Source organism: Marinicella marina, assembly GCF_030065545.1.
In the GTDB taxonomy this organism is placed as follows: domain Bacteria; phylum Pseudomonadota; class Gammaproteobacteria; order Xanthomonadales; family Marinicellaceae; genus Marinicella; species Marinicella marina.
Genome location: NZ_JASJNC010000005.1, coordinates 196,444 through 221,758, shown reverse-complemented (window position 1 = coordinate 221,758; position 25,315 = coordinate 196,444). Strand labels below are relative to the sequence as shown.

The window sequence follows — 25,315 nt, the reverse complement described above, 5'->3', positions numbered from 1 at the left end:
GCCATGAATAAGTAATGCTTTGGTCTGATTTTTTACGCTTTATCAGTCTATGGCCTTTTACCCTGCAATGGTTCAGGTATAATACGCGTTTTCAATCAATAACACAGAGATATCCCTTGGGAAGCTGGATTAAAGAAAAACAACAATCAGCCGCATTTTTTGGCACCAATTCGGCGTGGTTGGAACAATATTACGACCTCTATTTAGAGGATCCACAAGCCGTAACGCCTGAGTTACAAGCACTGTTCAAAGAGTTTGACCAAGATGAGCCGGACACCAGACATTTACCCATTATCGAGAAATTCGAAATGGCTGGCCGTTTACCTGCCGGTGCTGGTTCAACCAGCGGAGATGCGGCGCACGCGCAAAAACAAGCTGCTGTGCTGCGATTGATTAACTCATACCGTTTGCGCGGCCATCAAAAAGCCGACCTCGACCCCATCAAATACTCAAAAAGACCCGCCACACCTGATTTAGAGCTGGGCTTTCATGGCCTGTCTGAAGCTGACTTAAATACCAGCTTCGCGACCGGATCACTGGTGGCTCCTGATGAAATGCCATTGAAGGACATCATCAAACAACTGAATAACATCTACTGTCAGCACATCGGCATTGAATACATGCACATCACTGACATTGAGAAACGTGAATGGTTACAACAACGTCTTGAGAAACCAGCCGGTGAATTTCCGTTCTCTGATGATGACAAGAAAAAAATGCTCGAATGTTTGACCCAAGCAGAGGGCATGGAGCGCTATTTACATACCAAATATGTCGGACAAAAACGCTTTTCACTGGAAGGTGGGGATGCATTGATTCCTCAAATGGCCTTTCTGATTCAACACTTAGGCGCCCAAAAAACCAAGGAATTGGTGATTGGCATGGCCCACCGGGGCCGCCTCAATATGTTGGTCAATATACTGGGTAAATCTCCAGCTGAATTATTTGATGAGTTTGATGGTGTCAAAGCCGACGAATTGGATAACGTTAATTCTGGCGATGTTAAATACCACAAAGGCTATTCATCTGACGTACCGACACCGGGTGGTGACGTGCATTTGGCTATGGCCTTCAATCCATCGCATTTAGAAATCATCAACCCAGTGGTGATTGGCTCTGTTCGGGCCAGACAAGTTCGTCGTGATGATGAGAAGAAAAATGTGGTGGTACCGGTTTTGATTCATGGTGATGCCGCCTTTGAAGGCCAAGGCGTCAACATGGAATTATTTAATATGGCCATGGTCGAAGGTTATGACATTGGTGGCACAGTTCACGTCATCGTCAATAACCAAATTGGTTTCACCACCACTCATGCTTTGGATAAGAAAGCAGACATGTACTGTACTGAAGTAGCAAAAATGGTACAAGCGCCGATTTTCCACGTCAATGGCGATGACCCTGAAGCGGTGGTCTTTGCCACCCAAGTAGCTGCTGACTACCGCCAAAAGTTCGGCATGGATGTGGTCATTGACTTGGTTTGTTATCGCAAACACGGTCACAACGAAGCCGATGAACCTTCAGCCACTCAACCTCACATGTACAAACTGATCAAAGCGCACAAATCTCCGCGAGAGATTTACGCCAATCGTTTGACTGAATCTGGGGTTATTGAAGCGGCTTATGCCAAACAATTGAGTGATGAATACCGTGATCGTTTGGACAACAAAGAAGACATTGTAGAATTTGGTCCAACTCACAACAACGACAAATATGCCGTTGACTGGACACCTTACCTCAATGGTGATTTAACCGAAAAGGTCAAAACCACCATTTCAGAGGAGCGTTTCAAACAATACGGTGAAGTCATCACCGAATTACCGGAAGATTTAAAACCGCACCCAAGGGTCAATAAAATCAATCAAGATCGAATCAAAATGCTCAATGGTGAGGTGCCCATGGATTGGGGTTTTGCTGAAACCATGGCCTATGCCAGCATTTTGGATGAAGGTTTTCAAATCCGCATTGACGGCCAAGACTCACAACGCGGTACATTTTTTCACCGCCACGCTGTGGTTCACAATGTACAACAAAATGAAAACTTCACCCCCTTAACGCAGCTAGAGACAGATAAAAACAAAATTGACATCATCAACTCAGTGCTCTCTGAAGAGGCAGTTCTGGCATTTGAATACGGCTATGCCACCACTGAACCCAGAGCCTTGGTGATTTGGGAGGCCCAGTTTGGTGATTTCGTCAATGGTGCCCAAGTGGTCATAGACCAATTCATTTCCTCAGGCGAGGCCAAGTGGGGTCGTTTGAGTGGCTTGGTGATGTTTTTACCACACGGTTTTGAAGGCCAAGGCCCAGAACACTCTTCGGCTCGACTAGAACGATTTTTACAGTTATGCGCGGTCAACAACATGCAAGTCTGCATGCCATCAACACCCGCCCAAACCTTTCATATGATCAGACGCCAAATGTTGCGTAAAGCACGTAAGCCCCTGATTGTGATGACCCCCAAAAGTTTATTGCGCCATAAGTTAGCCACCTCAACCAAAGAACAGCTAACTGAAGGTCAATTTCAAACAGTGATTCCAGATCGCCGCCTGAAAGACAAAGACGTCAAACGCATCGTCTTGTGTTCTGGTAAAGTTTATTATGACTTGCTGGAACAACTGACCAAAGAAGAAAACACCACGGTGGCGCTGGCCCGTGTGGAACAGTTGTATCCGTTCCCTCGCCGAGCGCTGACCAAACAATTAGATCGATACGCCAACGTCAAAGAAGTGATTTGGTGTCAAGAAGAACCGATCAACCAAGGTGCCTGGTTCCAAATCAGGCACCATTTACAACATTGCATTGCCGATCGCTTTCCACTGTATTACGCTGGCCGCAAAGGGTCACCGTCTCCAGCTGTAGGCGCATTGAAAGTACATATCAAAGAACAACAACAATTAGTTAAAGATGCCATCCATGGAAAACATGGTTCGGCCATAGACGCGGAGTAATAAAAGTATGAGCATTGATGTCAAAGTGCCCGTTTTACCTGAATCAGTAACCGATGCTACGGTTGCCACTTGGTACAAAAAACCAGGCGATTTCGTTAAGAGAGACGAGAACCTGGTTGATTTAGAAACTGATAAAGTGGTTTTAGAAGTACCCGCACCAGCCGATGGTGTGTTGGAGTCGATTGCTGTTGAATCCGGCGATGTGGTCGAGGCCAATCAAGTATTGGGTGTGGTTAAAGAAGGCGAAATTCCTGAAGAAAAAGCCGAAGAATCCGTGGCCCCAAAAGCGCCCACTGGCGCCAAAGAAAATGCTGACATGGGTACCTCATCAAAAGCCAGCAGCAGTGAAGCCAGCAGCAGTAAGGGTGATGTAGACACCGGTTCAGCTGGACCCGCTGCGCGTAAGATGATGCATGAAAACAACATCGACGCCTCACAAGTCTCTGGTTCAGGCCGTGGTGGACGCATCACCAAACCAGACGTACAAAACGTCGCCAACACGCCGATGGAAGAGCGTGTTCCAATGAGTCGTTTGCGCATGAAGATTGCAGATCGCATGGTTGAAGCCCAATCCACCGCTGCGATGCTCACTTCATTCAATGAAGTGGACTTAAAAGCAGTGATGGATATCCGCAAAAAATACAAAGAAGAATTCATTAACAAACATGGCATCAAGCTGGGTTTGATGAGTTTCTTCGTCAAAGCAGCCACCGAAGCTTTGAAACAATTCCCCATCATCAACGCATCTGTTGAAGGCGAAGACATTGTCTACCACCGCCAACAGAACATTGGTATTGCTGTGGCCACTGAACGTGGTCTGGTTGTACCTGTTTTGAAAAACACCGACGCCATGGGTTTGGCTGACATTGATGGCGCAATTCGTGACTTTGCTGTGGCTGGTAATGCCGGTAAATTAACCATGGATGACCTCACTGGTGGAACCTTCACCATCACCAATGGTGGTACTTTTGGCTCATTGATGTCAACCCCCATATTGAACATGCCACAAAGCGCTATCCTGGGCATGCACACCATCAAAGAACGACCTGTAGTGGTGGACGGTGAGATTGTGGTCAGACCCATGATGTATTTGGCTCTGACTTATGATCACCGCATCATTGATGGTAAAGACGCCGTGCAGTTCTTGGTAGTCTTGAAAAACATGTTAGAAGATCCAGCGCGCATGCTGTTGAACTTGTAAGGAGCAAATGATGACAGAAAAATATGATGTGATAGTGATTGGCGGCGGTCCAGCTGGTTACGTGGCCGCAATCAGAGCCGCTCAACATGGCTTCAACACCTTGTGTATCGATCGATTCAAAGGCAAAAACGGCAAGTACTCACTGGGTGGTACCTGTTTAAATATAGGTTGTATCCCTTCAAAAGCTTTGCTTGATTCATCTAAGCATTACGAGCAAATGACCAAGCATTATGACGTACATGGCATTTCATTTGAAAATGCAGCCATCGATGTGCCAACCATGATTGGTCGCAAAGACAAGATTGTTAAGCAATTAACTGGCGGTATTGCTCAATTATTTAAGGCCAATAAAGTCAACTACAAACCAGGCAGTGGCAAATTACTGAAGGATAAACAAGTAGAAATCAGCAATGATGAGGGCACAGAAATTGTCCAAGGTGAGCACATCATTCTGGCCAGTGGCTCTGTCCCCATCAGCATCCCAAATGTAGAAATAGACAATGAATACATACTCGACAATGCCGGTGGCTTGGATGTAGAACAAGTACCTGAGAAACTTGGTGTGATTGGTGCTGGCGTGATTGGATTGGAACTGGGCAGTGTTTGGGGCCGTTTGGGTTCTCAGGTCACTGTTTTTGAGGCCATGGATACTTTCTTAGCCGCTTGTGACCAGACCATCGCCAAGATGGCCGCCAGAGAATTCAAGAAACAAGGCTTAGACATTCATTTATCTACATTCGTCAAATCAGCCACCGTCAAAAACGGCAAAGTTGAAGTGGTCTATGAGAAGAACGGCGAAAAAACCACTGAAACTTATGACAAGCTACTGGTTGCTGTTGGCCGCAAAGCCGAAACTTCCGGTTTGTTGAGTGATGATTGTGGTGTTGAGTTAACTGAACGTGGTCAAATTGATGTTGATGATGAATGTCGCACATCAGTGCCTGGTGTATGGGCCTGTGGTGATGCCGTCAGAGGTCCGATGTTGGCACACAAAGGCTCTGAGGAAGGTTCAGCCGTGGTTGAACGCATTGCCGGACAACATGGTCACATCGACTTCAACACCATCCCATGGGTAATCTATACAGAACCAGAAATTGCTTGGGTGGGTAAAACCGAAGAACAGTTAAAAGAAGCTGGCGTCGAATACAAAATTGGCACCTTTCCTTTTGCTGCCAACGGTCGCGCCTTGGCCATGAATGAACCAACCGGTATGGTAAAACTGATAGCCGATGCAGAAACTGATGAATTACTGGGAGCGCACATTTACGCAGCCAATGCGGCTGATTTATTGCAAGAATGCGTCGTAACCATGGAATTCAAAGGTTGTGCTGAAGATTTGGCTCGCATTGTGCATGCTCACCCAACCCTCTCAGAGGCAGTGTTTGAGGCAGCCATGAATGTAGACAAACGCGCGATTCACAAAGCCAATTGATTGTCACTGATGATCAATAAAAAAAGCCGCAACAGCGGCTTTTTTTATGCGTTGAGCTTTTAAATGCTGTTTATTGCAGCGTGATGTAGTGCAGCTCTATGGCAAAATCACCGGTTTGATAATCAGCAATCAAAACACCCATCTGGCGCACATCACTGAACTTCAACTTTGGCATGTCACGCAACACCCGACCACGAAAAGTCGGTATAAATTGATCAACAGGTATGTAAATGGTTTGTTGCTGGTCTTTGATGGTATCAAATTGATAACTGTATGCTGCGCCATCGAAGCCTCGATTGGTCCTGAGTCTCAGCTGGTAGCTCTTGCCATCACCTTTGACATTCAATCGAACGACTTTCGGTTGATCTTTTGTGTCTGCCAATTCAAATGGCCAAATCATCCGTACAGAGGCAAAACCGCCATTGTTTTCCAGTGAGACTTTACCGGTATAAAGTGCCGCGTCATTCTGCATTGCCATTTCACTGTCAGAGCGTCCACCCATCACACTGTCGTTGACAATCATGTGTTGGTTGTCTTGCAATTGGTTGAATTTGAAGACTTGTAATGCAGGCGTGTCTGAATTGTTGGTCATGGCCATAAGTATAAGTAATAACATGGTGTTTATTGAATTCTTAAAACATCCAATCTACTTTCATCTCGTGAATTACTTGTGAACCCATCATCTGGTTTTCATCACACATAAACGACGATACCCTGCTTACTATAGTGCTCAACGTTCAACAGAGCGACGGACGTAACGACTTTTTATCCACAAATATTAATGAGAATATATATGAACATTTTAAATAAAACTTCAAAGTTAGTCACTTTCGCTGTATTAACAGTATTTGCTTTCGGCGCAATCGCTGGCGGTAACTACGGCAAGAAAGAGAAAAGCAAAGACATCGTAGACACAGCTGTAGCAGCTGGTTCTTTCAACACATTGGTAGCAGCAGTTAAAGCTGCTGGTTTGGTAGACACTTTGAAAGGCGACGGTCCATTCACTGTATTTGCACCAACTGATGAAGCATTCGCAAAATTACCAGAAGGTACTTTGGAAAGCTTGTTGAAGCCAGAAAACAAAGACCAATTGGTCGCTATTTTGACTTACCACGTGGTATCAGGCAAAGTAAAAGCCAAAGATGTTGTTAACTTAACTGAAGCAGCCACTGTACAAGGCAGCAAAGTTGATATCATGGTAAAAGATGGTGGTGTTGTATTAAACGGCAACAGCAATGTTGTTAAAACTGACATCTACACAAGCAATGGTGTGATACACGTTATTGATACTGTTATCTTACCACCAGCATCATAATTATTTTCGCACAAAATTTTGACCAAAAAAAAGGCCGGAATATCCGGTCTTTTTTTTTGCTTTAAGAAAATTTTTCAAAAATTAATGATGTGAAATGCATTGAATTACGCTTTATATATTACTGCAACAATAACCTACCATATATGAAAGCATTAAGAATCGTTACCGTCGTCTTTGCATTGCATGTTTTTCAAAATGCATTGAGCAATGACTTACTTTACAAGTCAAATTTTGAAGAGAATGGATTAATAACAATCACAGCTAATGGTATTACCAACAATGGTTTAACTTTGTTATTAACCTCAAATCAAATATCTGAGTTTATTACAATCAATCAAAATGGTTCATACCTATTTGAATCTTATGTAAACATAGGACAGAACTGGTTGATTGAAACCACTCAATTACCTAACAACCCCAACCAACAAAGTTGCCGCTTAATCAATAACAACGGCATTCTACCCATCGGTGGGGCTAATCAAACTTTAATCAATTGTTCTGATACAGCATGGCAGTGGGATGTGATGAATTGGAACGAAGGAGCCTGGAATGAATAAGAAAACCATAATACTAATCAATCTGTTCTTAATAAGTCAGTTAACTGTGGCCTCTGATGTGGAAATACCTCATACATTTACTCCAAATACACCTGCGAGTGCAGATCAAGTGAATGAAAACTTTCAAGCCATAGAAACGGCTGTTGACGATAACGATACCAGGCTAGATGACTTAATTACCCTAGTCGGCACCTTACAAAACGATCTAGCTGATGCAAACAATGCAATTTCGACATTACAACAAACTGTTTTGGCTCAACAAAACAACATCACTCAACTTGAATCAACAACTAATTTTCTAATCAATGAGAATTCAGAATTGGTTGCGAGCCTCAATGATATAGAAAACAATGTCGATACCATTAATTCCAATTCAGTGCTTACATTGGATGGATATTTATCACTTGGTTTTTATAAAGGACTGAATGCAGCAGTTTTTGAAGGAATTAATGTGCAAATCAATGATGGCAGTGGTGATACAGAAGGCGCGACCAATGGTTTGGGTAATTTAATAGTTGGATATAACGAAGATGCAACTTCACCCAGATTGTTTTGTTCAACACCTGGTATTTTTGGTTTGGGACAATGTACTGATGCTGGAGGCACCATATTAAGTAATGTTTACACAGGATCACATAACATCATCACCGGAAAAGGCAACTCTTATACCAGCTTTGGTGGCACCATAGGCGGTAATTCTAATATATTAAACACAGCTCACAATGTCATTCTAACTGGCTTTCAAAACATAACCAGCGGTGGGCTTTACACAACAATCACAACTGGCCAAACTAACTCCAATGCGGGCGCATATGCCATCATTAATGGTGGCGCAAACGCATTGATTACACTTGACTCAACAGCTGCAAGTATTACAGGTGGAGAGTTTAATGTTGCGGATACTGCATTTTCTACAGTTAGCGGCGGTGACAATAATTATGCCAACGGACAATATTCAACAATCAGCGGTGGTTCAAGTAATTCCACCAGTGGCGTCTCCTCTACTGTAAGTGGTGGTGCTTTCAGAACAGCCAGCGGCCAATTTGATTGGGTAGCTGGATCTTTATTTGAAGACAACTGATAATTAAGAACCTTATCATTGAAACAAAAAAAGGCCGGGTAAAACCCGGCCTTTCTTATTGCATTACTTGAATAATGATTAATCTAAAGACAACGCTGATTTAGATTTTTTACGACGCTCTCTTTCTTTATCGCGGTATTCCTTCATACAACTGTCTTGGTCGTACATCACGCATGCCAAGTAATCAGTTGCTTCAATCAAAGCTGCACGGATCGCTTTACCAGCTGGGGTCTTTTTATGACCACCCAATGAACCACCAAAGCCACTGCGAGAAAAACCTAAACTCATGCCACCACCTTTAGAATGACCTTCAACAGTTCTGACGTACTCAACTTCGCCCGTGGTGGCATTCACCACACGCAAATCAATCGCCAAATAAGCTTTAGAACTTTTGCCACCGATTGAAATACCTTTGAAACCGATACCACCGCCGGTACCCTTGGTGTTTTCATCGTAAGCAGCCACATTACCAGTGATGAGGTACTGTGCACCAGTCACTTGACCCATTTTAGCTGCTGAAGCTTTTGAGACACGTCCTGAAGCACCCAAATCTTGCTCACCCAAAACACTGTCTAATTTATTTCTCTCAACCACTTTAAAAGCGCCGGTTGAAACCAATTCATTGGCCAACATGCCGCCTAACTCACGACCCACATCAGTTTGCCACCAATGGGCTCTGGTCTCGTTAGTGAAATCCAAAACGGCCACCACCGCTCGATCTTTGGCAATTGCACTGCCGACAAACATCAATGTTGTCATTAAAAAAAGTAACTTTTTCATTTCTCTTCTCCCAGATAAAATATTTAATTGATAATTCTTACATATATTGTAACAATCTACTCTTATTTTTGCTCACAATCAATCATGGATAATAAAAAACTTGACCAACTACGCAGAAAACTAGATGAAATTGATGAACAGATTATAACCCTCATCGCTGAACGTCAGTTTAACGTCGAACAAATTGGAAATGTGAAGTTGAGCACAAATTCACCGACCAGAGATTATCAACGCGAAAAGCAAGTTATTGATAAAATCAAAAACCACGCCAAATTAAAAGGATTGGATCCTGAAATAGCCCAGCATATTTTTGAATTGGTGATTGAAACTTCGTTAAGTAAGCAGGAAATTCAAAAAGTCAAAGAATCTAATTATGGCGCCAACAAATCTGCCCTGATCATTGGTGGTAACGGCAAGATGGGCCAATGGTTTGCACAGTTTTTGGCCTCACAAAACTTCGATGTTCATATCAACGACATGGAACCACTACCCCACCAAGAGAATTTCATTGCTGATCTTGCTAGTATTGAGTTAGATCACGATTACATCATCGTGGCCACACCGATCCAAAAGAGTGCCGACATATTGCGTGAGCTGATACCATTTAAACCCAGTGGCATAGTGTTAGACATCTCTTCAATCAAAAGTCCTTTGCGATTGCCACTCAGACAGTTGGCAGATTCGGGCTGTCGGGTGGTTTCTATTCACCCCATGTTTGGGCCTGACATACAGCTGATGTCAGGCAAGCATGTCATCTTTATCGATATGGGCAATGAAGAGGCAGTCAATCAAGTCAAACAATTGTTTCAACCGACCATGGCAGAACGGATTGACATGAAGTTTGAAGATCATGACCGCCTCATTGCCTATGTGCTTGGTTTATCCCATGTCATTAACATCGCCTTCATGACGGTGTTATCAGAGTCTGGTGAAGCTGCTGAAGCTTTGGCCAAACTCTCAAGCACCACTTTCGATGCCCAACTAGGTATCGCCAGTAATGTTTCAGCTGAAAATCCCAATTTATATTTTGAGATTCAAAAACTGAATCATTACAGCCCCACCACGCTCAATGCCCTGTCCGATGCTGTACAAAGAATCATCCAAATGGTGCACCAAGACAACCAAGCTGCTTTCGTTAACATCATGACCCAAGCCAAAAGCTATATAAACCAAAGAAGTTAATTAACCAGCATTTACCTTAATAACGTTGATGGGGCGAAACAGTTACAAAAGAATTAAAAATCAGTCAATGAAATCAAAAGTACACAATATAAAATCGAACATACTTAAACCATATGTTCAATTTATATTGTTTAATCAAAATGACTGTGATGCTCAAACCTCAGTAAAGTCATATCCAAATACCAATATTTGTTTAGGCATTTCAAATGGTAATGGATTGATTCAAAAAGGAAAAACATTCAGTAGTCAACCCAGTCAAGATACCATCTTTGCTTACACAACTGGGCTGTACAACACACCTCGTGAATTTCAAATAACCCAAAAATGGGATGAAATTTGTATAGATTTCCATCCAAGTGGCTATTTTCATTTCTTTGACATACCAAGTATGCCTCAAATCATAGATAATGATTTTTCAACTACCCTATTTTCTTATAATGATTTGAGTCTATTAAGGCATGTTTTTGAAGAATCAAACTTAACCAAACGCGCTTTGATTATCGAAGATTTTCTCATTACTAAACTCAAGCCTTTTGCTCAAGACAATTTAAAATTAGCTATTGAATTTATCCACCAAAAGCAAGCCTTATTGACTGTAAAAGAATTGCTGTCACACATAAAATGCAGTGAACGGCAAATGTATAAACTGTTCCTTGATCATTTCGGAATTACCCCTAAACAATATATCAGGATTTTAAAAATCAGAAATGCCATCCAATCCGTTATTTCTAATCCAGAGATTTCATTGGCTCAAATTGCTTACATCAATGGTTATTCAGACCAATCACACTTTATAAGAGAAACAAAATTTATGTGCGAAGTAACACCAAAAGAAATTAAATCAAAATTAATTTCTATTGATAACAAAGTTTTTGTAAGTGTTTAAAATATGATTGCAGGTTTTTTACAATTTTATCTTTGAAGATTCATTTATATTTAATAAAAAATAAATCTAAGGTAATCATCAAAAATGAATAATAATCTAATAATCACACTCGCCCTACTCACTTCAACACAAGCATTTTCAAAAACATTTGACTGTTCTTCAAACCTCAAATGGCTCACGGAAACATTTGAAAAAAATGATGCAGGATTTCAATATATCATTGACATCAAAGGAGAAAATTCTTATGCAGCACATAATAAACTTTACACTGAAAAAGCGTCGCAAATATCGGGTTTAAATGAATGCCATACATTACTCAATGACTGGACAGAATTTTTTAGAACGGGTCATCTCAATGTTCAGTTAATTGCCCAAAATCAGAATACATCTGAACCAACTGGAGCATCGGATAAAGAAAAAATAGAAAAATATAAAAATACTGAACAATTTAAAGTAGATAAAAAAGATTTTGACAACTACATAAAAAAGCTTGGAAACAACCCAGGTTTTGAAGGCGTTTGGTTTTCAGAGCCTTACACCATTGGCATCGTAAAAGACGATAAAAACCCAAACAGAGAATATATTGGCTTTATCGTCAAATCTACCAGTCCCAACTGGCAAGAAAACCAAGTCAAACTTGAAATTTTTAAATCAAATGAAGGCAAGTACAGTATGAAATACTTTATGAGCGACCATTCAGTAGAAGATTTCGAAATTGTTGAATTATGGGGCAAAACTTATCTGCGTGCGGGTTCAGGCTTTATTCTTCTTAAAAGGGTTTTACCTGAACAAAAAATTGATGAAAACATTGATCGATACTACAACTTAATGTATGCCCAAAAACCTTATATTGAAAAAGTATCTGATGATACCGTGTTATTGAAAATTCCATCATTTAATTATTCCAATAAAAAGATAATTGATAGTTTATTAGCCAACAATGATGACCTGATAAAGAGTAGCAAGAATCTCATCATAGATGTCAGAAATAACGGTGGTGGCGCAGATACCAGTTATGAAAAAATAAAGCCTTATTTCTATACAAACCCAATAAGAAAAGTGGGTGTAGCCTTTTTATCAACAGAATTAAACAATCAACGAATGGTTGATTACATGAATGATCCAGATTGGTCAGATGATGATAAAAAATGGGCAAAAGAAAGTTTACATAAATTAAACAAGCACATCGGAGAATTTGTTGACTTAAAAGAAAGTATTGTCAATATTGATACGCTTAAAAATGTCTATCCCAATCCAAAGAATGTTGCCATTTTGATCAATAATTATTCTGGCAGTACGACTGAACAATTTCTCTTAGAAGCCAAACAAAGTACAAAAGTAAAACTTTTTGGAACCACTACAGCAGGTGTATTAGATATTTCAAATATGTACCATGTTGAATCACCATCAAAAGAATTTAAATTGTGGTATGGACTGTCAAAAAGTCACAGAATCCCTGAAATGACCATCGACGGAAAAGGCATTCAACCTGATTACTATTTTGACAAAACCATTAAACCCTATGAATGGATTGATAAAACCATAGAAATATTGAATCACAAATAGCCAGTTGCCAAGAACATGTATGATTGATTAATACTGGGAGCTTTGAGGGAATGAGCGATTACCCCTAATCAAAGCTCATGCATTCAAAGCTCAAACATAACCAAAACTAACTTGTCATCCTGAGTGGAGCCACAGTGGAACCGAAGGATCTCCTAACACTGGTTCTCTCATTCTAAATAAGTACACTCTACTCTTCGGGAGAGGGTCTGCCCTTTGGGTATCCTTCGACTGCGCTCCGCTACGCTCGGGATGACATCTTGTTGAATAAAACTTAAAAACACACGTCATTCCAGTCGAGCCGGAAGGCCAGGCGATTGAAATATTGCGATTTGGGCGAAGCACAAGAAGCGATATTGGAATGCCGTAGGCCGTGAGAGCAGGAACCTAGGCAGAAGGATCTTTAGTTTAGAAAATCATCCAATTGAAATGATTTCTTTCTGGTTCCCAAGCTCCTGTCTGGGAACCCTTAGGGATACTACATTATGGAAAATAATCATAAATTAGTTTCTAATTTAAATTGAAATTATTACTTTGTTTTAAACCTCTATGCATTACCAAGCTGGAGCTTGGGAACGAGCATAATTCAATTTATTTAAATATTTAGATGATACTAATTAGTAATTATTACAACACCCTCATGTACATAAGAATACATAATATATAGCCTTTAACTATGCAGTTGTGTATACTATTATGTTAATGTTTATAATAAAAGGACACGGAAATTACAATACAAAATATCAAATGACAAGACCATTCAAAAGTGACCTAGTAATTGATGAACAAATATCAGATATAGGTATTAGGGCTTATCATGTAGGGTTTGATAAAAATGAATTTCGATTCGCCCCTCTTGTTGACATTATCAGAAATGTCATTCCTGAATTTTCTCTTGGTTATCATTGCGGTGAGAATATTCCATTAACCGAAATTATCGAGAGATTAAAAGAAGCTGCAGAAACAGTCTACCTAACTGAGAAGTATCAAACTAGAGGAGAGTTTGGGGAACTTATCTTACACTTACTTCTAAGAGACTTTCATAATACTATCCCTCTAATCTCCAAAATGTATTTTAAGGACTCTCACAATGTTCCAGCCCATGGATTTGATGGAGTTCAAATTACAATAAATGGAGATGAGAAAAAGTTGTGGTTAGGAGAATCCAAATTATACAAAACAGGTAAAAGTGGTATTAGAGAATTATTAGGTGACATCACAAAACATGTAAACGAAGACTACATTAGGAAGGAGTTTAATCTTATTTCCAGAAAATTGCCTAGTTCAGTACCTGAAATCGAACATTGGCGTCAGCTAATGGACAAACACCAAAGGCTAGATAAAATATTTTCAAACATTGTAATTCCCATGGTTTGCACCTACAACAGTGAATTATTTAAAAATCATAATGATAACACTAAGGAGTACTTTGATGACTTTGTTAATGAATGTAATGACTTATGTACTAGATTCAATAATGGTAAGCCAGAATCAGATGTAGAAATTATTTTGCTTCTCTTACCAGTCCCAGATAAAGATGCTTTAAATAGCGAACTAGATAAAAGATTAAAATCAATGCAAAGAATATGAGTTTTGAATCTTATACCCAAGCCGTTGATTTTCTCTCCCAGAACACAGAAATATCAACTGAAGATAGTTTCGATTTATCGAAATATTGCTCATTCCTTTTACGTAACAACGAAATTGAAGGTAGGGACTTAGTCATTAGAATACATGATAGTTGGGATTTCTTACCTGAACATACAAAACCTATATGGAACGATATTACTGAGTCTGCAGGATTATATCCATATGTGAAGCCAAAATACTTATCAAAGAGTGGTTTATTAAGATTTGAATACCATAAGTCACCCTTTTTGGATGGAGTATATCTGCACGAAGAACAACAACAACTATCAGTAGAACTTCAAAGCAAAAGATCACTTGTCGTAAGTGCACCAACCAGTTTTGGGAAAAGTCTACTAATAGAAGAGTTAATCGCAAGCAAATTGTATAAGCAAATTGTTGTTATACAACCCACCCTTGCATTACTAGATGAAACAAGAAAAAAATTATTGAAATATAAGGACTCATACAAAGTTGTTGTTTCAACAAGCCAAGAACCTGATGATGAGAAAGGAAACATTTTCCTTTTTACAGGTGAAAGAGTCGTTGAATATGATAAATTTCCCTCAATAGAGTTTTTTGTAATTGATGAGTTCTACAAGCTTAGTATTGATAGAGACGATGATAGAGCAATAGCTCTAAATCAAGCATTTCACAGACTTCTAAAGTTTACGAACAAGTTCTACTTATTGGGGCCGATGATTAAAAATATCCCTGTTAACTTCAAAAATAAGTTTGAACTTACTTGGTTTCCAACCGAGTTTGCAACTGTTGCAGTTGATGAAACGAGCAACATAGTAGAAGGTAAACTAAAGGTAAAAGAAAAGAAGGAACTTAAAAAGCTAAACCTTTTCAATTACCTCATTTCCCAGAATGAACAAACAATCGTTTACTGCTCAGCACCAAACAGAACAACAAACCTCGCTTTAGAATTTTTACAATTCCTAAAAGAAAATGTTATTAAGGTTAACAACCCATATGTTGAAGAAAACAATGACGTTATTGAATGGGTAAAAGAGAATATCAATGGTAAGTGGTCATTAAATGATGCTCTTGAATTTGGAATCGGCTTTCATCACGGTGCAGTCCCTAGGCATTTGGGTAGCACGATAGTTGACTACTTTAACAATGGGTCAATTAGGTGGTTGTTTTGCACGTCAACTCTCATTGAAGGAGTAAACACATCTGCGAAGAATGTGGTTTTATTCGATAAGAAAAAAGGTCCCAAACCAATTGATTTCTTTGATTATAAAAATATTGCGGGAAGGTCGGGACGCATGAAAGAGCACTTTGTTGGAAATGTAATTCGCTTTGAAGACCAACCAGAACAAATGGAATTATTTATTGATATTCCACTATTCAACCAAGAAGAAGCACCTTTAGAAATATTGATAGGCCTAGAAGATGAAGAAATTGAAGAAAAAGCTAAGCCTAGACTTGAGGAGTTTAATAGTCTTCCAGATGATTTAAAGGATGTCGTTAAATTGAATACAGGCATATCAATTGATGCCCAATTAGCTATAGTAAAGAAATTGGAATCAAATCTACCATACTACAACAAGGAGTTAGCTTGGTCTTCCCTTCCAAAGAGTTTTGACAATCTTAGCACCATTATTGAATTATGTTGGGATACCCTAGCAGGACCAGGTGATAAAACTTATATTGAAGGTATTGGTAGATTATCTGCTCGGTGGTTAGCTAGTTTTGCGTTTTCATATATAAATTTAAAATCAATAGGAGCAGTCATAAACACATACATTAATGATTCCTTTTGGACGGAAAAGATTCCAGATAGACAAAAGAGAATTGATACTGCAACTTATTCTATCTTACATATTACTCGCCATTGGTTTGATTACAAGCTACCTAAATGGTTAAATGTAGTTTCTAATTTGCAAGAGTATGTTTTTAAAAAGAACAATTTAAAATATGGGAACTACTCTTTCATTTCGAGTAGTATAGAAAACGGATTTTTACACCCCAATATAGCTGCTTTAAGTGAATATGATATCCCGCTATCTGCTATCCGAAAATTGGACAAATACATTAATAAAGACCGAACTCCTGAAATGAATATTATTAATCTTAATCAACTTTCTGATGAAGAACTTTCATCAAACAATCTGTTGAAATATGAGATTTCTAAAATCAGAAGTGCATTTTGAATAAGAATAAGTACGTAGCTCAGAAATACCTTAAGTTTAATTCCCGACACAAAATGACAAATGTCACAAAACATTAGTGACATTCCTCAATTCAATAACCCCTACAAAATTACCATAATGAACCTATAGCAACCAATAGGATTCATTATGCAGCACGAACACATCGCTCAAATTCATCAAGTTTCCAAGAAATTTGATGAAAATTTGGCCTTAGATCAAGTCTCTTTAGACATTCGTTCAGGAGAGGTCTTGGGCATTTTAGGGCCCAATGGCGCGGGTAAAACCACGTTGATTAACCTCATGCTGGGTCGCATGGCTTTAACCACGGGTGAGGTTTCCATCTTCGGCTTGAAACCCGGTAGCATAGAACTGAAAAGACAGTGCGGTGCGATGCTGCAATTATCTGGCTTGCCTGACATGTCGACAGTGAAAGAGCACATCGAACTGTTCATGAGTTATTATGCCAATCCTTTTGCGTATCAAAAAATCATTGATTTGGCTGGATTAGCTGGCATTGAAGACCAGTACAGTAAAACTTTATCTGGTGGACAGAAACAGCGCTTACTGTTCGCCTTAGCCATTTGTGGTAACCCCAAGTTGTTGTTTTTAGATGAGCCCAGTGTCGGCATGGACATCGAAACCAGAAAATCATTGTGGCACACCATCAATGAACTCAAAGCCAACGGCACCAGCGTGATTCTCACCACACATTATTTGGAAGAGGCGGATCAATTATCCGACCGCATTATCATGTTGAACCAAGGCAAGATCATTCACCAAGGCACACCTGATGAGATCAAGGCCAACATCAACACCAAGAAAATTCGCTTTATTTCTTCAACACCACTGGCTGAACTAATGTCGATAGGTGACAAGCTGAAAATCACCAGCTCAGGCAAGTACTACGAAATTCAAAGTAAAGACAGCTCAAAAATCCTTAGGAAGCTGTTTCAGGTCAGCGATGACATCCAAGACTTAACCGTCACAGGCGCAGCGCTTGAAGATGCTTTTATTCAATTGAATCAAGCCAATCCTATGAAAACAAATGCAGCAGGAGAAGAACTATGAACACAAAAACCCTATCTGAAAAGCCAAATCTTTTGAAAATATATATCTTAGAGGCGAAAACTGAATTCATGCGTTTAATCAGAACGCCAGGATTCAGCATCCCTACCCTGCTTTTCCCCATTATGTTTTACACCTTCTTTGGCATTGTGTTTTCCATGTCACCTGCCATGCCGACCTACTTAATGGTCACTTATGGCGTGTTTGGTGTGATTGGTCCAGCTTTGTTTTCGTTTGGAGTGGGCATCGCAGTAGAACGTGGTCAAGGCTGGTTTAATTTAAAAGAAGTTTCCCCCATGCCCGCTTCTGCTTATATTTTTGCACGGGTGGCATTAACCTTTATTTTTTCATTTGTGATTATCTGTCTGCTGTATTTTATGGCTGCAGTCTTTGCTGACGTGCAACTTTACAGGAGTCAGTGGTTGTTGATTGCGTTGATATTAATCATTGGTTCATTACCCTTCTGTGCCATCGGTATGTATTTGGGCTTGAGTTTGAAATCCAGTGCTGCGCCAGCCACCGTTAACCTGATCTATTTACCACTGGGTTTCTTATCTGGTTTATGGCTGCCAATTACTTTATTTCCTGAAATGATGCAATCACTGGCGAATTTATTACCACCTTATCATTTGGCTCAAGTGGCTTTGAAAGTGATTGATATGGATGTAGGTGACAGCATTTACCTACACTTGGGTGTACTGGCTGCATATTCCATTGTTTTCATCTTATTGGCAATGAAAGCTTATTACAAAAAGGATAAATCATAATGAAAACTAAAGTCCTGATTATCACAGCAGTAATAACTGGTTTGTTCTTCCTGCTTCCTGAGCCGAATGAATCTATTGAACCCACTGACTCGAATGAACAAGTTGATGAAAACAGCCAATCATTCGATCAGAACTTTATCATCAGTAAAGTTCGCTTGTTTGATGGGTTTAAAGTTTTTGAAGAGACCGATGTATTGATTGAAAACAATAAAATAGCGAACATTGCTGTTAACATTGAAAACAAAAACAATTTTCCAGTTCTAGATGCCCAAGGCAAAACCCTTATACCCGGGTTAATAGATGCCCATACCCATGCTTATGGTGAAGCGCTTGAGGATGCTTTGAATTTTGGTGTGACCACAGAATTGGATATGTTCACCATGCCTGCATTCGCCCAAGATCATTTTGAAAACCGCGATTCAGTTACTAACACCAATCATGCCGATTTATTCAGCGCCACCATATTAGCCACAACCACCAATGGTCATGGTACCCAGTTTGGTTTTGATATTCCTGTTCTCAACCATGTGGATGAAGTGGAAGGTTTTGTGGTTGAGCGCATAAACGATGGTGCCGATTTCATTAAAGCCGTATACAACTCTGAGCTGGCAGACAGAAAACACTTCCCATCTGTCAGTTATGAAGTCATGGTTGAACTGGTTGAAAGCGCACACAAGAATAATCGCATGTTGGTGGTTCATGTGGATAACCTGATATCAGCCAAGGAAGTCATCAATGCCGGTGCAGATGGTATTGTTCACAGTTTTATGGACTCGGTGGTTGATGATGAATTCATCCAAAGCATGTTGAATAACAATGCATTTGTTGTTCCTACATTGTCAGTATTGGCCTCAGCAGTACAGCTTTCCAATGCTGATGAATTACTACAAAACCAAAACCTAAGCCGTTTTTTAAGCAAACAACAGAAACAACAACTCGACGCCAAATTTCCAGCCTTTGGCATCCCCGAACAAGGCTTTAGAAATGCCATGGAAAGTGTTTCATTACTCGCTAAAGCGGGTGTGAGTATTTTAGCAGGTAGCGATGCACCTAACCCAGGAACCACCCACGGCGCCACCCTGCATGGCGAGTTGATGTTTTTGGTCAAAGCAGGGATGACTGAGCAACAAGTATTACACAGTGCCACAGGTGCTGTTTCAGAACACTTTGACGTGGGATTACGTGGCACTTTAAAAACAGGCGCCATGGCTTCAATGGTGTTGTTGAATAACAATCCATTTGATGACATCACCCATACCCAAAACATCGCTAAAATTTGGAAAAATGGCAGCAGTCATAAAAGAACCACCTTGGCTAACACTGTTAACAACAACTCAATCATCCAACCAGGCCTGGTTAGTGACTTCAATGCCAGCCTAACTGAGACGCAAATTGGTCAAGGCATCATTGAATCCACAGATCAAATGGCCGGTGGCAAATCGACCGTTGAGTTAAACCAAAAATCTCATGAAAACAGCGAAGATAGCTACTTACATGTGAAGGGCGAAATCCTGAAGGGTTTTATGTATCGCTGGAGTGGCTTCAGCTACATGCTGTCTCAAGACCCAACACAAGCTGTTAACTTCAGTCAGATTAAACAATTAACTTTTGACGCTAAATCCATTGATGCAAAGCAAGAACTGGCCTTGTTGTTATTCGAAAAAGGCAGTTTTCAGCCCGTAACGCATATGATCAAATTATCAAAAGAATGGCAGAATCATGTTGTTGAATTATCACAATTCAAAGCAGCTGATCTAACCGAAGTCAGTAATATTTCGTTCGTTATTTCTCAAGAACTCGGTGAATATGAATTCATGATTGATAATATTGAGTTAAAATAAAGTTCATAAAAAATGATAAACACTTTAAAAAAGATAGATCGATTTTTACTGCCTGATATTGGAAGATTTCATTATGCGCCTTATGTTTACTTAATCTACCTCTCAATCTTCTTTACCAGCTTGGTGTTCTTCCAACGTTATCCGAATGGTTACATCTATGCCGCCATCGGTACCGTTGCTTTTTTGGTTATTTATTTTCACAGCCACTGGGTTTCAAGTAGACAAATCAAGTGGAACATCCTGGGTATCTTAATCATTGGTTCATTCATGACCTTAATTACACCAGGTGCCAGTGTGTTTTTTGTCTATGCGGGGGCATTTTGTTGTCGCTTAGGTAGCACCAAAAAAGCTTTTATGGGTTTACTGGTTATAATAGTTTGGATACTGGCCTTAACCATCACATTTAACTTTTCGCCTTTTTATTATGTACCTGCTGCACTGTTTACCTTGTTAATTGGTGGCATCAATATTTATGAACATGACATTACTCTAAAAAACCAAGCGCTGATGCTCTCTCAACAGGAAGTACGTGATTTGGCCAGAACCTCTGAGCGGGAACGCATCGCCAGAGATTTACATGATTTGATTGGGCACACATTCTCAGTGATTACTTTGAAAGCTGAACTCGCAGGCAAGTTGATCAACAAAAACAAAGACAAAGCACGCCATGAAATTTCTGAATTGGAACAGATCTCACGTGATGCATTAAAACAAGTGCGTGAAGTGGTCACCGGATACAGAACCAGTGACTTAAATACCGAATTGGCACATGCTAAATATGTTTTGGAAAGCAATGAAATTCATTTTGCCTATCAATTCGACGACATTGAAATGTCAAATCAGATTAACAAAGAACTCGCTATCATATTAAAAGAACTGGTGACCAACATACTAAAGCACGCGCATGCCAGTCAAGTGTCCGCAAAAATCACTCAAAGTGAACAGGCGGTGATTTTAACTGTGGTTGATGATGGCGTTGGTTTCATTCAAAGCAATGAAAAGAAAGGTTTCGGGCTCAAAGGGATTGAAGAACGTGTGAAAAATTTTTCAGGCACATTGGAGATAGACTCCATTAAACAAACATCTATTACCGTAACCATTCCACTGACTGAGGCAAGCAATAATGATTAGGCTGTTAATAGCAGAGGACCAAGCCCTGCTGTTATCGACTTTGGCGACTTTACTTAACTTGGAAACAGATGTGCATGTTGTTCACCAAGCAGCCAATGGCAAAGAGGCACTGGATTACATTATGGATGAGAACAATGATGCAGTTGATTTGGTTTTAACTGACATAGAAATGCCGCATATGACTGGTATTGAATTAGCACAAGCCATACAAAAACAAAAACCTGAGATTAATGTCATTATTTTAACCACGTTTTCTCGAGCTGGGTACCTGCGCCGAGCTATGGATGCTGGCGTTAAAGGTTATTTGCTCAAAGATTCACCCAGTGATGAACTTCTGGCGGCCATCAGAAAGGTTGCCAACGGTGGCAAAGTCATTGCGCCCGAATTATTACAAGACGCCTGGATGAAACAAGACCCACTCACAGACAAGGAAATCAAAGCCCTGCGCTTAGCCAAAGAAGGTAAAAGTACTGAACAAATAGCAAAAACACTCCACCTGACCTCAGGTACTATTAGAAATTACCTTTCATCTGCCTGTAGTAAATTGAACGCCAAAAACCGCGTAGAAGCAGCCAGAATCGCCCATCAAAAGGGTTGGTTGTAAACACAAAAACATCTTTTGTTGGCTATAAATGCGCAGGCTGAGAGAAACCGAGTCCGAAAAGCATGTCAGTTGATACTCATAGCTTCAATCAATTGACACATTGCTTTTATTGTTGTTTAAAAATAGTTTATTAAGCCCAAATTAACAGTGATTTAATATTTATGTAAACCTCTTGAAATTTGCACCCAAAGTGCTTACTTATTGCTTGTGAATAGTGGTTTAGAATTGCTATAATAATTAGAAATAAATCTTACATTTGAGGTATAACCCATGAATCTAAATAATCTTAAATCATCTAACCCAGCCATGGCTAAGATGGACCAACAAGCCGTCAGCTTGGGCCCAGTAGATGAATTTATCGTTGATGACTCACAACGCATGACTGTCAACGGCACCATCAACAAAACAGGTATATTGTTGATGATTGTTTTGGCTGTCGGTGCTTGGGCATGGCAAACCATGCTGAATGACCCAGGTTTGGGTCGCACCTTGATGCTGACTGGTATGTTTGGTGGCATCGTGGTTGGTCTGGTGGTCGCCTTTAAACCGAATTTTGCACCTGTTGGCTCAATGATCTATGCCGGCCTCCAGGGATTGTTTGTTGGCGCCCTATCAGCCATGTTTGAAGCCAGGTATCCTGGTTTGGTGATGCAAGCCGTGGGTTTGACCATGGCAGTGATGTTCTCTATGTTATTTTGCTACCGCACTGGTTTGATTAAGGTCACTGAGACTTTCAAGAAAGTCATTGTTTTCGCCACACTGGGTATTGCTGTATTTTATTTAATCAGCTTGGTGGCTTCTTTTGGTTTTGGCGCACAAATCAGCTATTTCCAGACTGAAAATGCCAGCTTGTTCAGCATTGGTATGAGTGTGGTTATTTGTGCAGTGGCTGCTTTGAACTTGGTACTGGATTTCGACTTCATTGAACGTGGTTCAGAAAGTAACATGCCAAAACACTTTGAGTGGTACGGCGCTTTTGGTTTGATGGTAACCATTGTTTGGTTGTACATCGAGTTGTTGCGCTTGCTTGCCAAACTTCGCGAGTGATGATTTGAGCACCCAAATCGTTCAAGTCGATTACCACAACCCTCAACATGCCAAACACATGATTGAGTTACTCGATTGTTACGCCACCGACCCCATGGGCGGTGGCGTAGCTTTAAGTGATTATACCACACAAAACCTGGTTCCCGAATTGGCCAAACGCGCTGATGCGTTCAGCTTGATTGCTTATGTCGATGGCCAACCAGCGGGACTGACCAATTGTTTTGAAGGATTTTCTACCTTTGCTTGCCGCCCCTTGATCAACATCCATGATGTGGTGGTGGCCAGTGAATACCGGCGCATGGGCGTGAGTCGTAAGATGTTCGACCAAGTAGAGTTCATTGCCAACCAACGCGGCTGTTGTAAGCTCACTCTAGAAGTACTTGATGGCAATTCAATTGCGCAAGCGGCTTATGAACAGTACGGTTTCAGACAATACCAACTTGACGATAAGAACGGCGCAGCCATGTTCTGGGAAAAACAGTTATGAAAACAGCTTTTCTGGTCACCACCCTGATGTTATTGATGGGCTGTCAAAACACCAGCAATGAGCCAGTTTCTGCGACCACCAAGGAGGATCCCTCTACCAGACCATGCAGCAAAGACCTAAAAATTTGTCCTGATGGACAAACCGTAGGCCGCGATATCAACAATCAATGTGAGTTCTTTGTTTGCCCTGAATCAACAGAAGTCAGTGCCTGTCCGGACGATGTGAAACAATGTCCTGATGGCAGTTTTGCTGAGCGTGACCAAAGTAATTTCTGTGAGTTCAAAGCATGCCCCGGGGATGATGACGAACTCGAGGGAAAAACACCCCAACTAAAAGCATGTACCAAGGACTTAAAAGTGTGTCCGGACGGTAGCGGCGTTGGCAGAGATCCCGCCAACAATTGTGAGTTCCATCCATGTGAGTCTGCCTTGTCAGACAGTAAAGAAATCGTGTATTGTCCTCAGGATGCCAAACGATGCGCGGATGGCAGCTACGTCGGTCGCGACCCTAAAAAACAATGCGCCTTCAAACCTTGTCCAGGTGGGGAAGATAATCCGATCGAATAACTGACTCAGTCAGTTGATGGCACGCCAAGTAGCCAAATCACTTAATTCCTTACCCTCAAACGCCAGTTTTTTCAAACCAGCCGTGTTTATGATGATTGCCGGTTCAATCGAATAACGCTCAGACACTTGCTTGAGGCGCTGCTTCATTGCACTCAAGTGGCTGCCTTGTTGGGCGCTTAATTTGATATTCTTTGGTAGATCAGCCAGGCAGGGGTGCTGATCATCATGCATCGCTTTCATCAGGCTTTCGCCGTTGTATTTGACAAATTTAGGGTGCAGACCTAATTTGAATAAGTCGCCGAAATTATGCACCTTGCGGATAATGTCAATGATTTGATTCGGTTTTAAAATCCAGTTTCTGGGTTTGTTTCGTGCTTTTGCAAGGTCATCACGCCAATGCAGTATCAACCACAATTTAATCGCTTCCTGATGATTCAAACGTTCTGACTTCACTGATTTTTGGAACAGCTTTTCTGCATGATGATCGGTATCAAGTTGATCAATCATTTGTTGCATCAACACACCAAACAAGTCACCCAGCCCTTTTCCCATGAATTTTTCAGTTAAGACTGATTTGAATTCATCTAAATAGGCAATGTCCTCAACAGCATAGCTTAATTGTGCATCAGACAGCGGCCGAGCCAACCAATCAGAGCGGCTCATGCCTTTATCCAATGTAACACCCATGATGTCTTGCACCAAATTCAAATAAGAAGTGTGCAAATCATAACCACTCAATGCAGCAGCCACTTGGGTATCAAACACTCGGCTGGGCTTGGTACCGGTTACCTGATGGTAAAGCTCCAAATCCTCAGAACCAGAATGCAGCACCAATCCTTTGGCTGGTTGCAGAACCATATCAGCAATTTCAGGGATGGCAATATCAACCAAGTAAACTTGGTTTTTGACCTTAATTTGTAACAACGCCGGATTCAAATAAAAGGTTCGGCTGCGCTCGAATTCAGTATCAATGGCATAGTCACAATCAGCTTCCAATGATTGGGCTAAATTTAGTGCATCATCAATGTCATCAATCCAAGTAAAATTTGATAAAATTTGAGTCATGAATTT

General features: G+C 40.6%; 22 protein-coding genes. 19 read left to right on the top strand and 3 right to left on the bottom strand.

Annotated features, from left to right (window positions below; all coding sequences use genetic code 11):
- Positions 1–116 precede the first annotated feature (116 nt).
- From QNI24_RS09630 to lpdA, 3 genes are read left to right on the top strand one after another with little or no spacing between them, the layout of a single operon-like run.
- Complete coding sequence (locus tag QNI24_RS09630; RefSeq protein ID WP_267176485.1) at positions 117–2,948, top strand: 2-oxoglutarate dehydrogenase E1 component; 2,832 nt, start codon at positions 117–119, stop codon at positions 2,946–2,948.
- Between the two features lie 7 nt (positions 2,949–2,955).
- On the top strand, positions 2,956–4,149 hold the full coding sequence (sucB, locus tag QNI24_RS09625; RefSeq protein ID WP_267176484.1) for a dihydrolipoyllysine-residue succinyltransferase: 1,194 nt from the start codon (positions 2,956–2,958) through the stop codon (positions 4,147–4,149).
- Positions 4,150–4,159: 10 nt separating this feature from the next.
- On the top strand, positions 4,160–5,581 hold the full coding sequence (gene lpdA, locus QNI24_RS09620) for a dihydrolipoyl dehydrogenase (protein WP_267176537.1): 1,422 nt from the start codon (positions 4,160–4,162) through the stop codon (positions 5,579–5,581).
- 70 nt (positions 5,582–5,651) lie between these two features.
- Here the strand turns inward: lpdA and QNI24_RS09615 are convergent, their stop codons facing one another.
- Entirely contained in the window at positions 5,652–6,197 is a 546-nt protein-coding gene (locus QNI24_RS09615; RefSeq protein ID WP_283708686.1) for a CIA30 family protein, read from the bottom strand.
- Positions 6,198–6,374: 177 nt separating this feature from the next.
- Between QNI24_RS09615 and QNI24_RS09610 the strand changes: the two genes are divergently transcribed.
- From QNI24_RS09610 to QNI24_RS09600, 3 genes are all read left to right on the top strand, one after another.
- Positions 6,375–6,896, top strand: coding sequence for a fasciclin domain-containing protein (locus QNI24_RS09610; protein ID WP_267176482.1), 522 nt, complete (start codon positions 6,375–6,377; stop codon positions 6,894–6,896).
- A gap of 143 nt (positions 6,897–7,039) precedes the next feature.
- The gene (locus QNI24_RS09605) at positions 7,040–7,453 is read left to right on the top strand and encodes a hypothetical protein (protein WP_267176481.1); all 414 of its coding nucleotides are present in this window, start codon (positions 7,040–7,042) and stop codon (positions 7,451–7,453) included.
- Positions 7,446–8,534, top strand: a complete 1,089-nt coding sequence (locus QNI24_RS09600; protein WP_267176480.1) for a hypothetical protein — start codon at positions 7,446–7,448, stop codon at positions 8,532–8,534. Before QNI24_RS09605 ends, QNI24_RS09600 begins: the two co-directional genes overlap by 8 nt.
- A gap of 78 nt (positions 8,535–8,612) precedes the next feature.
- Here the strand turns inward: QNI24_RS09600 and QNI24_RS09595 are convergent, their stop codons facing one another.
- Positions 8,613–9,314, bottom strand: coding sequence for a CsgG/HfaB family protein (locus QNI24_RS09595; RefSeq protein WP_267176479.1), 702 nt, complete (start codon positions 9,312–9,314; stop codon positions 8,613–8,615).
- A gap of 84 nt (positions 9,315–9,398) precedes the next feature.
- Between QNI24_RS09595 and QNI24_RS09590 the strand changes: the two genes are divergently transcribed.
- From QNI24_RS09590 to QNI24_RS09530, 13 genes are all read left to right on the top strand, one after another.
- Positions 9,399–10,496: a bifunctional chorismate mutase/prephenate dehydrogenase gene (locus QNI24_RS09590; protein WP_267176478.1), complete on the top strand. Its 1,098-nt coding sequence runs from the start codon at positions 9,399–9,401 to the stop codon at positions 10,494–10,496.
- 67 nt (positions 10,497–10,563) lie between these two features.
- Positions 10,564–11,382, top strand: a complete 819-nt coding sequence (locus QNI24_RS09585) for a helix-turn-helix transcriptional regulator (RefSeq protein ID WP_267176477.1) — start codon at positions 10,564–10,566, stop codon at positions 11,380–11,382.
- A gap of 84 nt (positions 11,383–11,466) precedes the next feature.
- Positions 11,467–12,948 carry a S41 family peptidase gene (locus QNI24_RS09580; protein ID WP_267176476.1) on the top strand — a complete coding sequence of 494 codons (1,482 nt, stop codon included), beginning with the start codon at positions 11,467–11,469 and terminating at the stop codon, positions 12,946–12,948.
- Positions 12,949–13,641: 693 nt separating this feature from the next.
- Positions 13,642–14,535, top strand: a complete 894-nt coding sequence (locus QNI24_RS09575) for a HamA C-terminal domain-containing protein (protein WP_283708685.1) — start codon at positions 13,642–13,644, stop codon at positions 14,533–14,535.
- On the top strand, positions 14,532–16,736 hold the full coding sequence (locus QNI24_RS09570; RefSeq protein WP_267176474.1) for a DEAD/DEAH box helicase: 2,205 nt from the start codon (positions 14,532–14,534) through the stop codon (positions 16,734–16,736). Before QNI24_RS09575 ends, QNI24_RS09570 begins: the two co-directional genes overlap by 4 nt.
- Positions 16,737–16,883: 147 nt before the next feature.
- Complete coding sequence (locus QNI24_RS09565; protein WP_267176473.1) at positions 16,884–17,804, top strand: ABC transporter ATP-binding protein; 921 nt, start codon at positions 16,884–16,886, stop codon at positions 17,802–17,804.
- Entirely contained in the window at positions 17,801–18,568 is a 768-nt protein-coding gene (locus QNI24_RS09560) for an ABC transporter permease (RefSeq protein WP_267176472.1), read from the top strand. Before QNI24_RS09565 ends, QNI24_RS09560 begins: the two co-directional genes overlap by 4 nt.
- The gene (locus QNI24_RS09555; RefSeq protein WP_267176471.1) at positions 18,568–20,409 is read left to right on the top strand and encodes an amidohydrolase family protein; all 1,842 of its coding nucleotides are present in this window, start codon (positions 18,568–18,570) and stop codon (positions 20,407–20,409) included. Before QNI24_RS09560 ends, QNI24_RS09555 begins: the two co-directional genes overlap by 1 nt.
- Before the next feature lie 12 nt (positions 20,410–20,421).
- Complete coding sequence (locus tag QNI24_RS09550) at positions 20,422–21,540, top strand: sensor histidine kinase (RefSeq protein ID WP_267176470.1); 1,119 nt, start codon at positions 20,422–20,424, stop codon at positions 21,538–21,540.
- The gene (locus QNI24_RS09545; RefSeq protein ID WP_267176469.1) at positions 21,533–22,144 is read left to right on the top strand and encodes a response regulator transcription factor; all 612 of its coding nucleotides are present in this window, start codon (positions 21,533–21,535) and stop codon (positions 22,142–22,144) included. The genes QNI24_RS09550 and QNI24_RS09545 overlap by 8 nt, the downstream gene beginning before the upstream one ends.
- A gap of 270 nt (positions 22,145–22,414) precedes the next feature.
- Positions 22,415–23,191: a Bax inhibitor-1/YccA family protein gene (locus QNI24_RS09540; protein ID WP_267176468.1), complete on the top strand. Its 777-nt coding sequence runs from the start codon at positions 22,415–22,417 to the stop codon at positions 23,189–23,191.
- A gap of 4 nt (positions 23,192–23,195) precedes the next feature.
- Positions 23,196–23,678, top strand: a complete 483-nt coding sequence (locus tag QNI24_RS09535; RefSeq protein WP_267176467.1) for a GNAT family N-acetyltransferase — start codon at positions 23,196–23,198, stop codon at positions 23,676–23,678.
- Positions 23,675–24,244 carry a hypothetical protein gene (locus QNI24_RS09530; protein WP_267176466.1) on the top strand — a complete coding sequence of 190 codons (570 nt, stop codon included), beginning with the start codon at positions 23,675–23,677 and terminating at the stop codon, positions 24,242–24,244. Before QNI24_RS09535 ends, QNI24_RS09530 begins: the two co-directional genes overlap by 4 nt.
- Positions 24,245–24,253: 9 nt before the next feature.
- Here the strand turns inward: QNI24_RS09530 and QNI24_RS09525 are convergent, their stop codons facing one another.
- Complete coding sequence (locus QNI24_RS09525) at positions 24,254–25,309, bottom strand: ribonuclease D (protein ID WP_267176465.1); 1,056 nt, start codon at positions 25,307–25,309, stop codon at positions 24,254–24,256.
- Positions 25,310–25,315: the final 6 nt, after the last annotated feature.

Coding starts and splice junctions, on each gene's coding strand:
- QNI24_RS09555 (WP_267176471.1), top strand. CDS start 18,568: ATGAAAACTAAAGTCCTGATTATCACAGCAGTAATAACTGGTTTGTTC.
- QNI24_RS09560 (WP_267176472.1), top strand. CDS start 17,801: ATGAACACAAAAACCCTATCTGAAAAGCCAAATCTTTTGAAAATATAT.
- QNI24_RS09605 (WP_267176481.1), top strand. CDS start 7,040: ATGAAAGCATTAAGAATCGTTACCGTCGTCTTTGCATTGCATGTTTTT.
- QNI24_RS09570 (WP_267176474.1), top strand. CDS start 14,532: ATGAGTTTTGAATCTTATACCCAAGCCGTTGATTTTCTCTCCCAGAAC.
- QNI24_RS09615 (WP_283708686.1), bottom strand. CDS start 6,197: ATGTTATTACTTATACTTATGGCCATGACCAACAATTCAGACACGCCT.
- QNI24_RS09525 (WP_267176465.1), bottom strand. CDS start 25,309: ATGACTCAAATTTTATCAAATTTTACTTGGATTGATGACATTGATGAT.
- QNI24_RS09545 (WP_267176469.1), top strand. CDS start 21,533: ATGATTAGGCTGTTAATAGCAGAGGACCAAGCCCTGCTGTTATCGACT.
- QNI24_RS09565 (WP_267176473.1), top strand. CDS start 16,884: ATGCAGCACGAACACATCGCTCAAATTCATCAAGTTTCCAAGAAATTT.
- QNI24_RS09610 (WP_267176482.1), top strand. CDS start 6,375: ATGAACATTTTAAATAAAACTTCAAAGTTAGTCACTTTCGCTGTATTA.
- QNI24_RS09530 (WP_267176466.1), top strand. CDS start 23,675: ATGAAAACAGCTTTTCTGGTCACCACCCTGATGTTATTGATGGGCTGT.
- QNI24_RS09580 (WP_267176476.1), top strand. CDS start 11,467: ATGAATAATAATCTAATAATCACACTCGCCCTACTCACTTCAACACAA.
- QNI24_RS09595 (WP_267176479.1), bottom strand. CDS start 9,314: ATGAAAAAGTTACTTTTTTTAATGACAACATTGATGTTTGTCGGCAGT.
- QNI24_RS09590 (WP_267176478.1), top strand. CDS start 9,399: ATGGATAATAAAAAACTTGACCAACTACGCAGAAAACTAGATGAAATT.
- QNI24_RS09575 (WP_283708685.1), top strand. CDS start 13,642: ATGTTAATGTTTATAATAAAAGGACACGGAAATTACAATACAAAATAT.
- QNI24_RS09600 (WP_267176480.1), top strand. CDS start 7,446: ATGAATAAGAAAACCATAATACTAATCAATCTGTTCTTAATAAGTCAG.
- QNI24_RS09585 (WP_267176477.1), top strand. CDS start 10,564: ATGAAATCAAAAGTACACAATATAAAATCGAACATACTTAAACCATAT.
- sucB (WP_267176484.1), top strand. CDS start 2,956: ATGAGCATTGATGTCAAAGTGCCCGTTTTACCTGAATCAGTAACCGAT.
- lpdA (WP_267176537.1), top strand. CDS start 4,160: ATGACAGAAAAATATGATGTGATAGTGATTGGCGGCGGTCCAGCTGGT.
- QNI24_RS09550 (WP_267176470.1), top strand. CDS start 20,422: ATGATAAACACTTTAAAAAAGATAGATCGATTTTTACTGCCTGATATT.
- QNI24_RS09540 (WP_267176468.1), top strand. CDS start 22,415: ATGAATCTAAATAATCTTAAATCATCTAACCCAGCCATGGCTAAGATG.